The organism is Aquisalibacillus elongatus (genome assembly GCF_003843875.1).
GTDB lineage: Bacteria > Bacillota > Bacilli > Bacillales > Alkalibacillaceae > Aquisalibacillus > Aquisalibacillus elongatus.
Map to the genome: position 1 here is coordinate 317,631 of NZ_RKRF01000007.1, position 11,960 is coordinate 329,590.

Sequence of the window (11,960 nt, forward strand, 5' to 3'; positions counted from 1 at the left end):
TGGGGGTGATGGAATGGATCGTTCAGTGTACATCCATATTCCGTTTTGTCATGAGATCTGTCATTATTGTGATTTTGCTAAAATGTATTATAATCGTGAGTTGGCAGATCAGTATCTTGATAATTTAAATAAAGAAATGAAGTTATATATAGGTGAACAAAAAATTAGTCCGCAAACCATCTATATTGGTGGAGGAACACCTACTAGTTTAAATGAACAGCAATTAGAAAGTTTATTTGAAACAATTCATCAATACATTCATGTTGATCAAACCCGGGAGTTTACGATAGAAGCAAACCCTGGAGAATTCGAAGAGGGTCACGTGAAATTGATGCGCGAATATGGTGTTAATCGCGTATCGTTAGGTGTTCAAGTGTTAGACGACGAATTCCTAAAAATGTTAAATCGAATTCATGGAGTAAATGATGTCTATCAAACCGTTAATTTATTACAGCAACATGATTTAACAAATATTAGTATGGATTTTATTTATGCATTACCAGATCAATCCATTGAACATTTTAAACGAACATTGAATTTAGCTTTAGATTTTGATCTTCCACATTATTCTGCTTATGCGTTACAAATCGAACCAAGAACGGTATTCCACATGCGTCATCAGCAAGGGAAGCTTCATAAACCAAAAGAAGAGGATGAAGCGGAGATGCTATGGATGCTAATGGATATGATGGAGAAAAACGGTAAGCATCATTATGAAATTAGTAACTATGCCGAAAAAGGATTTGAGAGTCAGCACAATTTAACGTATTGGAGTAATGAAGAATATTATGCCTTTGGAGCAGGCGCACACGGTTATTTAGATGCCTCACGCTATGTTAATTTAAGGCCTGTCAATCATTATAATCAAGCACTAGAACAAGGAGAAAAACCAGTTCTACATCGTGATAAAGTTTCGTTAAAGGAAAAAATTGAAGAAGAAATGTTCCTAGGACTTAGGCGAAAAGAAGGTGTCATGGACGGAATCTTTAAAGCTAAATATGGTTTGTCGTTTTACGACTTATATAAAAAGGAGATTAAACGGTTAACACAAAAAGGGTGGATCGTTGATTCAGGTAACCAAATTTATTTAACAAATGAAGGCTTAATGTTTGGTAATGAAGTATTTGCATCATTTTTGCTAGATGAGCAATTATATAAACAAGTATTTTCATAATTGACAGCTTAAATGGATTTTGATAATTTATAGTTAGAATTAGCACTCGAAGATATTGAGTGCTAACAGGGGTGATAACACATGTTGACTGATCGTCAATTACAAGTACTTAAAGTCATTGTTGATGATTTCGTGGAGACGGCTCAACCAGTTGGCTCACGTAATATTGCCAAAAAGGAAGAGATCACATTCAGCCCTGCAACGATTAGAAATGACATGGCTGATTTAGAGGAATTAGGTTATTTATCAAAGACTCACTCTTCATCGGGTCGTGTTCCATCTGAAAAAGGGTACCGTTATTACGTAGACAATATTATGTCACCGTTGAAGTTATCTTCGCGCGAGGTCAATCAAATTCAACATTCGTTCAGTGAACGCATGATGGAATTAGAACGTGTTATGCAAAACTCTGCCCATATCTTATCTGAATTGACGAAATATACAACACTTGTATTAGGACCCCAAGTCTATGAAACTAAGTTGAAACAGTTGCAAATTGTCCCGATTAATCAACAGTCAGCTATTGCCATTTTGATTACAGATACAGGGCACGTGGAACATCGATCATTTGCAATTCCCGCTGATTTAGAACAATCGGACCTAGAGAAGACCGTTAACATCTTAAATGAGAGGCTTTCAGGTGTTCCGATTATCTATCTTGATCATTTAATAAAATCTGAAGTTAAATACTTACTTCAAAAGTACACAAATGATTTTGAGAAGTCATATCAGCTATTAAATCAAGCACTTTTTACAGAGCAGCCAACTAATCTGTATGTGAGTGGCAAGACAAATATTTTATCACAGCCGGAATTTGCAGATGTTGATAAAATTAGATCACTCTTTAATATTATGGAAAGTGAAGAGAAAATGGCTCCTATTTTAAAGAGTGAAGATGAAGGAATGCATATCTACATTGGACATGAAAATAAAATCGAAGCTATGAACGATTGTACGTTAATTACGGCTACCTATTCTTTAGGTGAAAACCAAGTAGGTACAATAGCGTTATTAGGTCCTACAAGAATGGATTATGCAAAAGCTGTTTCAATTCTAGATATGTGGAGTGGACAAATGACGAACACGCTTAAAAAGTGGTTTAACGAACAATAAAAGCGGTAATGCTTATATTGTTATAAATCTTAGTTAAACTTGGCACTCCTTCGCCAAGTTTTTCTTGAGTTTTTTATTTGTATTTTTCTTTATACATGATATATTAAGAAATTGGAAATTGTAGGTGAAATGTGGAGGTGACGAAATGGATGAAAAAACAATGAATCAGGATCATGAAATACAAGAAGACATCAACGATTCTGAAAAAACCGATGAAAAAGTCGAAGCAACTGAAGAAGCTGCAAATTCAGAGAATGAAGAGCAGTCTAAAATACAGCAACTTGAACAAGAAAAAGAAGAGTTGCAAAACAAACTGTTACGTACACAGGCTGATTTTGATAATTTTCGCCGTCGTACACAGATAGAAAAAGAAACTGATTCAAAATATAAATCTCAAGAACTAGTAACAGAGATTTTACCTGTATTAGATAATTTCGAGAGAGCCCTACAGGCAAATGTGGAAGAGGATTCGGCTCATTCATTTGTCGATGGCGTAAAAATGGTTTATAACCAATTGCATCAAGCTTTAGAAAAAGCTGGTGTTGAAGAAATTGCTGCAGAAGATGAACAGTTTGACCCGAATATGCATCAGGCTGTTATGCAGGTTCAAGAAGAGGGATATGAATCTAATCAAGTTGTAGAAGTCCTTCAAAAAGGTTATACACTAAAAGATCGTGTTATTAGACCAGCTATGGTCAAAGTTAATGAATAAAAACATTATAAAACAACTGTTAAGAATAAGGGAGGATTTTTAAAATGAGTAAGATCATTGGTATTGACCTAGGTACTACAAATTCATGTGTTGCCGTAATGGAAGGTGGCGAATCAAAAGTAATTCCAAACCCTGAAGGTAACCGTACAACACCATCAGTCGTTTCGTTTAAAAACGAAGAACGCCAGGTGGGTGAAGTAGCGAAGCGTCAGGCAATTACAAACCCAAATACAATTCAATCCATTAAACGTTATATGGGTACTGACCATAAAGTTGAAATTGAAGGTAAAGAGTATACTCCACAAGAAGTTTCAGCTATTATCTTACAACACATTAAACAGTATGCTGAGGATTACTTAGGTGAAGAAGTTTCAAAAGCTGTTATCACAGTTCCAGCATATTTCAATGATGCAGAACGTCAAGCGACAAAAGACGCTGGAAAAATTGCAGGCTTAGAAGTTGAGCGTATTATTAACGAGCCAACAGCTGCAGCGTTAGCATACGGAATTGACCAAGACCAAGATCAAACAGTTCTTGTTTATGACTTAGGTGGCGGTACATTTGACGTATCAATCTTAGACATTGGCGATGGCACTTTTGAAGTTGTCGCTACTGCTGGTGATAATAAACTTGGTGGTGACGATTTTGACCAAGTGATCATCGACCACATGGTTTCTGAATTTAAAAAAGAGAACGGAATTGATCTTTCTCAAGACAATATGGCATTACAACGTCTAAAAGATGCTGCTGAAAAGGCTAAGAAAGACCTTTCTGGTGTTGCGCAAACACAAATTTCACTACCATTTATCACAGCTGGTGAAGCTGGTCCAATGCACTTAGAGATGAACTTAACTCGTGCTAAATTTGAAGAGCTTTCTTCTAACTTAGTTGAAAGATCTATGAAACCAACACGTCAAGCACTTAAAGATGCTGATATGTCAGCTTCAGAAATCGATAAAGTTATTCTTGTTGGTGGTTCAACACGTATTCCAGCTGTACAAAAAGCGATTGAGAACGAAACTGGAAAGGAACCTTCTAAAGGCGTTAACCCTGACGAAGTAGTAGCATTAGGTGCTGCGATTCAAGGTGGGGTTTTACAAGGTGATGTAAAAGACGTTGTATTATTAGATGTTACACCACTATCGTTAGGAATTGAAACAATGGGTGGCGTAACAACAAAACTAATTGAACGTAATACAACGATTCCAACTAGTCATTCACAAGTATTCTCAACAGCAGCAGATAACCAAACGGCTGTTGACATTCACGTCCTACAAGGTGAACGTGAAATGGCACAAGATAACAAGACACTAGGTCGTTTCCAATTATCTGATATTCCACCAGCACCACGTGGAGTACCTCAAATCGAAGTTAAATTTGATATTGATGCTAACGGTATTGTGAACGTAAGTGCGAAAGACCTTGGCACAAACAAAGAACAATCCATTACAATTAAATCTTCTTCAGGTCTATCAGAAGACGAAGTGGAACAAATGGTTAAAGAAGCGGAAGAAAATGCTGAAGAAGACAAGAAACGTCGTGAGCAAGTTGAACTTCGTAATGAAGCAGATCAGCTAGTATTCCAAACAGATAAAACAATTAGTGATCTTGGAGATAATGTTTCTGACGAAGAGAAACAAAAAGCCGAAGATGCAAAAGAAGAACTTAAAAAAGCATTAGAAGGCGAAGATTTTGAAGATATCAAAGCTAAGAAAGAAACTCTAGAACAAGAAGTTCAAAACTTATCAGTGAAGTTATATGAGCAAGCGCAACAACAACAAGCTCAAGAACAAGGTTCTGAAGGCAACGAAGATGATGTAGTCGATGCTGATTATGAAGAGGTTAATGACGACGAGAAAAAATAAGTAGGTCGCATTGTTAAAAGTCAAAGTCAGGACATTCTTGACTTTGACTTTTTTTCAGGGTTATGACTGAATACTTCGCATAATCGTGTGAGTTATTGCAGTAACTAAGAATGTAATGTTATGATTAAACTTATGTGAGAAGGTACGGGAGAGTGATCTTAGCTTGAGTAAACGAGACTATTATGACGTCTTAGGTGTATCAAAAGATGCATCAAAAGATGAAATTAAAAAATCTTATCGCAAATTAGCCCGCAAATACCACCCTGATGTTAGTCAGGAAGAGGATGCGGCAGAAAAATTTAAAGAAGTCAAAGAAGCTTATGAAGTATTAAGTGACCAACAAAAGCGCCAACAATATGACCAATTTGGCCATGCAGGCGCACAACAAGGTGCTGGAGGTCAAGGTTTCGGTTTCGAAGACTTTGGAGATTTTGGTGACATTTTTGATATGTTCTTTGGTGGCGGCAGAAGACGTCGTGACCCAAATGCACCACGCCAAGGTCAAGATTTACAATATACGATGGAAGTTGAATTCGAAGAAGCAATCTTTGGCAAAGAAACGACCATCGAAATACCGAAAGAAGAAAAGTGTGACACATGTGACGGCTCTGGAGCTAAACCAGGAACATCAGTGCATACTTGTAGCCATTGTAATGGCTCTGGGCAACTTAATATGGAACAAAACACACCATTTGGCCGTGTTGTTAATCGCCGTGTTTGTCACTATTGTGATGGAACTGGTAAACAAGTTGAAGAGAAGTGTCAAACGTGTGGTGGTGACGGCCAAGTTAAAACACGCAAAAAGATCGACATTAATATCCCTGCAGGTGTAGACGATGGCCAACAGATCCGTGTAACTGGCCATGGTGGTCCTGGAGTCAACGGAGGTCCTGCTGGTGACTTATACGTTGTCATACGCGTCAAACGACACGAATTCTTTGAGCGTGATGGTGATGATATTCTATGTGAAATGCCGATTACGTTCACCCAGGCTGCCTTAGGTGACGAAATTGAAGTACCAACCGTACATGGTAGAGTTAAGTTAAAAGTTCCTGCAGGCACGCAAACGGGTACGCACTTTAGACTAAAAGGGAAAGGCGCACCAAATGTTCATGGATATGGTCAAGGTGACCAGCATATTTTAGTTAAAGTCATGGTACCTAAGAATTTAAACGACCAACAAAAAGAATTGCTAAGACAATTCCATGAGTTAAGTGGCGATGAAACGTTAGATGAGCAACAAGATAATTTATTTAAACGTATGAAACGCGCTTTTAAAGGTTAAAAATGAAGGCAGTGCTCCTTTTGTTTATACTTGATAAACATTGGAGCACTACTGCTTTTGTTTAATTTTATAATGCCAAGATTATATGTGAAGTGAGTGATGTTCATGAAATGGTCAGAACTAAAGGTTCATACGACAAATGAAGCCATAGAACCTATATCTAACATTCTGCATGAATCAGGAGCAAGCGGTGTTGTTATTGAAGACCCACAAGATTTACATAAGTTAGATGATGTCACATTGTTTGGTACCATATATGAGTTGGATCCGAGTGATTATCCGGATGAAGGAGTTTACGTCAAAGCTTACTTACCTGTTAATAGTTTTTTGGGCGAAACTGTCGATGAAATTAAACAGGCCATCTCCAATCTAGATAAATATGATATTGATATTGGTAAGAATAATGTAACCATCTCTGAAGTTAATGAAGAGGAATGGGCAACGGCTTGGAAGAAATATTATAAACCTGTTAAGATTTCAGAGAAAATCACAATTATCCCGACATGGGAAGAGTACACTCCGGTTAGCAGCGATGAGATTATTATAGAACTAGATCCTGGTATGGCCTTTGGAACCGGAACTCATCCGACAACTGTATTAAGTATTCAAGCATTGGAACAATACGTAAAAGAAGGTGACGTCATTTATGATGTTGGTTCTGGTTCAGGGGTGCTATCAATTGCAGCTGCTTTATTAGGCGCCAAAAGGATTAAAGCCTTTGATTTAGACGAAATTGCTGTAAAAAGTACGACAATTAACGTTAAGTTAAACCGTGTTCAGGACCAGGTTGAAGCTCAACATAATAATTTACTAGAAAATGTAGAACTTGGAGCTGACCTTATTGTTTCAAATATCTTGGCTGAGATTATCGTTCAGTTTGTAGATGAAGCTTACGAGAAAGTTAATGCAGGGGGCTACTTTATTACTTCTGGGATTATACAAGGCAAGAAAGACCTTGTTAAAGAAAAGTTAACACAAGCAGGGTTCAAAATATTAGAAGTCAATCAAATGGAAGACTGGATTTCAATTGTAGCTCAAAAACCTGAGTAAAAGAGGTATGACACATGCAGAGGTATTTTATCCCTGGTGATCAATGGTTGGACGAACAAGTCGTCATTCGAGATGACGACTATCATCATATTGCAAACGTTATGAGAATGAAAGAGGAGACTTCCATTATAGGTTGTAAACCTAATGGACAGGCTTATTTATTAACAATCGATCAAATAACAAAAGGACAAGTGGACTGTAAAATCGTAAAAGAACTTAATGAAAATAATGAACTTCCTATTCATATCACGTTAGCTCAAGGGATTCCAAAAGGTGATAAACTAGATTATGTCGTTCAAAAGTCGACAGAATTAGGTATAAGTACTTTTATCCCGTTACAAATGGAACGAACTATTGTAAAATGGGACCATAAAAAGGAACAAAAAAAGCTAGATCGACTCTATAAAATTGCTAAAGAGGCTAGCGAACAGTCACATCGTTCTCTTATTCCTGATATTAAACCGATTCAACCCGTTGAAAGTTTATTTAAACAAAGAACTTTTGATCATGTTTTAGTAGCAAGTGAGTTCCTCGCAAAAGGTCAAGACCAACAACAAAGTTTTAAAGAAGCTATTAACCAAGTTCATGACGGTGATCACATCTTATTGATTGTTGGTCCTGAAGGTGGATTTACAGAATCTGAAATACAATTTTTAGAACAAAACGATGCTCGCTCTATTAGGTTAGGTTCTAGAATTTTAAGAACTGAAACGGCGCCATTATACGCATTATCAGCATTGTCATTTTATTTCGAAGAATGGAGGTGTTAAGTGTGACCACTGTAGCTTTTCACACTTTAGGCTGTAAAGTTAACCATTATGAAACAGAAGCCATTTGGCAGTTTTTTAAAGAACATGATTATGAGCGTGTTGGGTTCAACCAACATTCAGATGTTTATGTCATTAATACATGTACGGTCACAAACACAGGCGACCGTAAGAGTAGGCAAGTCATACGACGTGCCGTTCGTAAAAATCCAGAGGCGGTTATATGTGTGACTGGTTGTTATGCCCAAACTTCACCTGATGAAATTATGGAAATTCCAGGTGTAGATATTGTCGTTGGAACACAAGATCGTCGAAAAATGCTCGAATACATAGAGCAATATAAAAAAGACCGCGAACCGATTAACGGTGTTAAAAACATTATGAAAACACGCGTGTTCGAAGAAATGGATGTTCCGCATTTCACTGACCGTACGCGTGCTTCACTAAAAATCCAAGAGGGTTGTAATAACTTCTGTACCTTCTGTATTATTCCATGGGCAAGAGGTCTAATGCGCTCACGTCCACCAGAGGACGTTATTAATCAAGCTCAACAACTCGTCGATGCAGGTTATAAAGAGATTGTGCTAACAGGGATTCATACTGGCGGATACGGTGAAGACTTAAAAGATTATAATTTAGCTCAATTACTTCGTGAGTTAGAAGCGAATGTAAAAGGTCTTAAACGAATCCGTATTTCTTCAATTGAGGCAAGCCAAATTACTGATGAAGTGATTGAAGTACTAGACCAATCAGAAAAGATTGTTCGTCACTTGCACATCCCTTTACAATCTGGTTCTGATACAGTATTAAAACGTATGCGTCGGAAGTATACAATGGATTTTTATATGTCTAGAGTTAAAAAGGTTAAAGAAGCGTTACCAGGTCTTGCGATTACATCTGATGTCATTGTCGGATTCCCTGGTGAGACCGACGAAGAATTTATGGAAACTTATCGTTCTATTCAAGAGATTGGTTTCTCTGAACTTCACGTATTCCCATACTCACAACGCACGGGTACGCCTGCTGCTCGAATGAAAGATCAAGTAGAGGATGATATTAAGCACGACCGTGTACGTCGTTTAATTGAACTTTCTAACCAACAGGCGAAGGAATACGCTTCACAGTATGAAGATGAAGTTTTAGAAGTAATTCCAGAAGAACGATATAAAAAAGATCCAGAGAGTGGTCTTTATGAAGGTTATACGGATAACTACTTAAAAGTTGTATTCCCAGCCACTGAAGATATGGTAGGGAAGATTGTTAGGGTTAAAATTACGGAAGCCGGCTATCCATATAACCAGGCAGAATTTGTCAGAGTAATGGATGATGACTTTGTTAAAGAAGCCGCGAATCAATAAGGAGAGTGCATGTCAATGAACACAGAACTAGCAACCATGATCGATCATACTCAGCTTAAGCCTGATACTCAAGCTGAAAAAATTAATCAAATTTGTAAAGAAGCTGAAGAATACGGATTTGCGTCAGTATGTGTAAATCCTACTTGGGTAACACATTGCTATGAAATGCTTAAAGATACTGAGGTTAGAGTTTGTACAGTAATTGGATTTCCACTTGGGGCAACAACGTCTGAGACAAAAGCCTATGAAACAACTCAAGCAATCCAAAACGGTGCTACTGAGGTAGATATGGTTATTAATATCGGTTCAATGAAAGATGGACGTTATGAAGAGGTTGAACATGATATCAGTGCTGTGGTAGAAGCTGCAAAGGATAAAGCTTTAGTAAAAGTCATTATTGAAACTTCTCTTTTAACGAAAGAAGAGAAAGTTAAAGCTTGCGAGTTAGCTAAAAAAGCAGACGCTGACTTTGTTAAAACATCAACTGGATTCTCTGGTGGAGGAGCAACAGTTGAAGATATTCGCCTTATGCGTTTAACGGTAGGACCAGAAATGGGCGTAAAAGCTTCTGGAGGCGTCAGAAACCTTGAAGATGCTAACGCGATGATTGATGCTGGTGCGACTCGTATTGGCGCTTCAGCTGGTGTTGATATCGTTAAAGGAAATGAATCTGACAGTGATTATTAAAAATTCAAACTTATTTTGAACAAAAGGTAAGTAATGAACATTAATTTAAAATGTATAATAAGCGGAGCTTTTTGACGGAGCGTATAATAAAGACCGTACAATGATTGAAACGATTTAGTCATTGTACGGTCTTTAATCTATTTATAATCTTTTGTTCCAGCCTCATTTTCTTTATATCGGTGTACATATTTTAGGAACTGAATAAAAGGTTTCATAAAAACGATAAAGATGATTCCGGTAAAGATATTATAGAGAACAGCAATCCAGACGACTTGTTGTTCCGGTATATTTGATAACCATTTAGCCATTTCCACGATTGGTTGTCCAACAAAAAGTGGAAAGGCAATTAAAGCACCTATGACATTCATCCAAATGTGGGCATAAGCCGTTATACGTGCCTTTAAAGGCTGACTAATGGATACTAAATAAACAGTGAAACATGTTCCAATATTAGCCCCAATTAAAACATAATAGATTTGTATAAGCGGAATTGATCCATCATGCGAAAAGCTCATCAGTACTCCTGTTGCAACAGTCGATGATTGGATAATCATAGTAAAAAACATACCGAAAATAGATAGCGATAATGGGGAGTTATATTCTGCATTAATAGCCATATCCAATCGATCTGGTGGAATGAGATAAACTAAATTCTCAAATCCATTTAAAGCACTGAAGATGACACCTAGTCCAAATGCAATTGCCCCAGTTAACATAAATTTAGGCTTGGGAATGAACAAACAAATTAACCCTATAATTAAACATAAAAACATTAAATGCGTTTCATTCCAAACAAATAATTGTGCTGTAAAGGTTGTTCCAATATTAGCCCCAATTAAATAAAAAATAGCAAAAGGAAATGAAACCTTTAATGTGGCAAGAAACGTGATGAGTAGTGCAATAGATGCCGAACTACTTTGAAGTATCATCGTCAAACCCAAACCCAACCACAGACCATTAACTGGTGATAATTTAGGTGTAATGGATTCTAGCTTTTGGAATGTTAACCCTTTTATGCCAATTCGCATTAATGTAATACCAAATAAAAATATTCCAATTAGTAAGATGATTTGAATTAAGATACTGTACATGCTTAACACCTCATTTAATCTTATGGTTTAGAGATGATGAGCATGAATAAAAGATTGATGGTTATTGATTTTTATTGAATTGTTTAATATAATAACTAGAGATGTGCGACATTCGTACATGTTTTATTTTGTGTTTTATTTGGAGGGAGGGTTGAGCATGTCAAATACAACTCGCGTTAAAAAGAATGAGTCTATTGAAGATGCTCTTCGACGCTTCAGAAAAAGTGTTAACAAGAACGGCACTTTATCTGAGTATCGTAAGCGTGAATTTTACGAGAAGCCTAGCGTACGTAGAAAGAAAAAGTCAGAAGCTGCTAGAAAACGCAAAAAATAACGAAGAGGGTGTAACATGGAATGACTTTGCTTGAACGTTTGAATCAAGATATGAAACAGGCATTAAAGAACAAGGAAAAAGAACGACTTGCCGTAATTCGTATGGTGAAAGCCTCATTACAAAATGAAGCGATCAAGAAGGGCGAAGAGCTATCTGAAGAGGATGAGTTACAAGTCCTAACGCGTGAAGTAAAGCAAAGAAATGATTCCCTCCAGGAGTTTAAAGATGCCAATCGAGAAGATCTAGCAGAAAAAACTGAACAAGAATTAAGAATTATTCAAGACTATTTACCAGAGCAACTATCTGATGAAGAATTAGAGCAAATCATTGTGGATACCATTAATGAGGTAGGCGCTACATCTAAAAGTGATATGGGGAAAGTGATGAGTGCAGTAATGCCTAAAGTAAAAGGTCAGGCAGATGGCTCTAAAGTAAATAAAATGGTCATGAACCATTTACAATAATGTTTAATAAATACCTAAGCAAAGTTCAATTTAATTTTATGAATTGTTCCTGCTTAGGTA

Annotated in this window: 12 protein-coding genes; 11 read left to right on the forward strand and 1 reads right to left on the reverse strand. The window is 36.9% G+C overall.

The features are described from left to right. The first annotated feature begins 13 nt into the window (after positions 1 to 13). The 9 genes from hemW to deoC all read left to right on the forward strand — a co-directional run bounded on the left by hemW (position 14) and on the right by deoC (position 10,011). Positions 14 to 1,174, forward strand: coding sequence for a radical SAM family heme chaperone HemW (hemW, locus tag EDC24_RS02215; protein ID WP_124219360.1), 1,161 nt, complete (start codon positions 14 to 16; stop codon positions 1,172 to 1,174). Between the two features lie 81 nt (positions 1,175 to 1,255). Then, complete coding sequence (gene hrcA, locus EDC24_RS02220) at positions 1,256 to 2,287, forward strand: heat-inducible transcriptional repressor HrcA (RefSeq protein ID WP_124219362.1); 1,032 nt, start codon at positions 1,256 to 1,258, stop codon at positions 2,285 to 2,287. A gap of 145 nt (positions 2,288 to 2,432) precedes the next feature. Beyond that, positions 2,433 to 2,999 carry a nucleotide exchange factor GrpE gene (grpE, locus tag EDC24_RS02225; protein WP_245997942.1) on the forward strand — a complete coding sequence of 189 codons (567 nt, stop codon included), beginning with the start codon at positions 2,433 to 2,435 and terminating at the stop codon, positions 2,997 to 2,999. Positions 3,000 to 3,043: 44 nt separating this feature from the next. Then, complete coding sequence (gene dnaK / locus EDC24_RS02230) at positions 3,044 to 4,864, forward strand: molecular chaperone DnaK (RefSeq protein ID WP_124219364.1); 1,821 nt, start codon at positions 3,044 to 3,046, stop codon at positions 4,862 to 4,864. A 163-nt stretch (positions 4,865 to 5,027) separates the two neighbouring features. Then, on the forward strand, positions 5,028 to 6,149 hold the full coding sequence (gene dnaJ, locus EDC24_RS02235) for a molecular chaperone DnaJ (RefSeq protein ID WP_124219366.1): 1,122 nt from the start codon (positions 5,028 to 5,030) through the stop codon (positions 6,147 to 6,149). 105 nt (positions 6,150 to 6,254) lie between these two features. Further along, the gene (prmA, locus tag EDC24_RS02240; protein WP_124219368.1) at positions 6,255 to 7,199 is read left to right on the forward strand and encodes a 50S ribosomal protein L11 methyltransferase; all 945 of its coding nucleotides are present in this window, start codon (positions 6,255 to 6,257) and stop codon (positions 7,197 to 7,199) included. Positions 7,200 to 7,213: 14 nt separating this feature from the next. Further along, the gene (locus EDC24_RS02245) at positions 7,214 to 7,969 is read left to right on the forward strand and encodes a 16S rRNA (uracil(1498)-N(3))-methyltransferase (RefSeq protein ID WP_124219370.1); all 756 of its coding nucleotides are present in this window, start codon (positions 7,214 to 7,216) and stop codon (positions 7,967 to 7,969) included. A 2-nt stretch (positions 7,970 to 7,971) separates the two neighbouring features. Beyond that, positions 7,972 to 9,324 (forward strand): tRNA (N(6)-L-threonylcarbamoyladenosine(37)-C(2))-methylthiotransferase MtaB, encoded by a 1,353-nt coding sequence (mtaB, locus tag EDC24_RS02250; protein ID WP_124219372.1) that lies wholly within the window; start codon positions 7,972 to 7,974, stop codon positions 9,322 to 9,324. A 15-nt stretch (positions 9,325 to 9,339) separates the two neighbouring features. Beyond that, a complete protein-coding gene (deoC, locus tag EDC24_RS02255) occupies positions 9,340 to 10,011 on the forward strand; it encodes a deoxyribose-phosphate aldolase (protein ID WP_124219374.1) in 672 nt (223 codons plus the stop codon). Between the two features lie 137 nt (positions 10,012 to 10,148). On the opposite strand, the gene EDC24_RS02260 is transcribed toward deoC, so the two are convergent. Continuing rightward, a complete protein-coding gene (locus tag EDC24_RS02260) occupies positions 10,149 to 11,102 on the reverse strand; it encodes a Na/Pi symporter (protein ID WP_124219376.1) in 954 nt (317 codons plus the stop codon). 157 nt (positions 11,103 to 11,259) lie between these two features. On the opposite strand from EDC24_RS02260, the gene rpsU reads away from it, so the two are divergent. After that, positions 11,260 to 11,436, forward strand: coding sequence for a 30S ribosomal protein S21 (rpsU, locus tag EDC24_RS02265; RefSeq protein ID WP_124219378.1), 177 nt, complete (start codon positions 11,260 to 11,262; stop codon positions 11,434 to 11,436). A 20-nt stretch (positions 11,437 to 11,456) separates the two neighbouring features. Further along, on the forward strand, positions 11,457 to 11,900 hold the full coding sequence (locus EDC24_RS02270; protein WP_124219381.1) for a GatB/YqeY domain-containing protein: 444 nt from the start codon (positions 11,457 to 11,459) through the stop codon (positions 11,898 to 11,900). Positions 11,901 to 11,960: the final 60 nt, after the last annotated feature.

Excerpts from the sequence above, each read along its gene's own strand:
- hemW (WP_124219360.1), top strand. The coding sequence starts at position 14 with ATGGATCGTTCAGTGTACATCCATATTCCGTTTTGTCATGAGATCTGT.
- hrcA (WP_124219362.1), top strand. The coding sequence starts at position 1,256 with ATGTTGACTGATCGTCAATTACAAGTACTTAAAGTCATTGTTGATGAT.
- grpE (WP_245997942.1), top strand. The coding sequence starts at position 2,433 with ATGGATGAAAAAACAATGAATCAGGATCATGAAATACAAGAAGACATC.
- dnaK (WP_124219364.1), top strand. The coding sequence starts at position 3,044 with ATGAGTAAGATCATTGGTATTGACCTAGGTACTACAAATTCATGTGTT.
- prmA (WP_124219368.1), top strand. The coding sequence starts at position 6,255 with ATGAAATGGTCAGAACTAAAGGTTCATACGACAAATGAAGCCATAGAA.
- EDC24_RS02245 (WP_124219370.1), top strand. The coding sequence starts at position 7,214 with ATGCAGAGGTATTTTATCCCTGGTGATCAATGGTTGGACGAACAAGTC.
- deoC (WP_124219374.1), top strand. The coding sequence starts at position 9,340 with ATGAACACAGAACTAGCAACCATGATCGATCATACTCAGCTTAAGCCT.
- EDC24_RS02260 (WP_124219376.1), bottom strand. The coding sequence starts at position 11,102 with ATGTACAGTATCTTAATTCAAATCATCTTACTAATTGGAATATTTTTA.
- rpsU (WP_124219378.1), top strand. The coding sequence starts at position 11,260 with ATGTCAAATACAACTCGCGTTAAAAAGAATGAGTCTATTGAAGATGCT.
- EDC24_RS02270 (WP_124219381.1), top strand. The coding sequence starts at position 11,457 with ATGACTTTGCTTGAACGTTTGAATCAAGATATGAAACAGGCATTAAAG.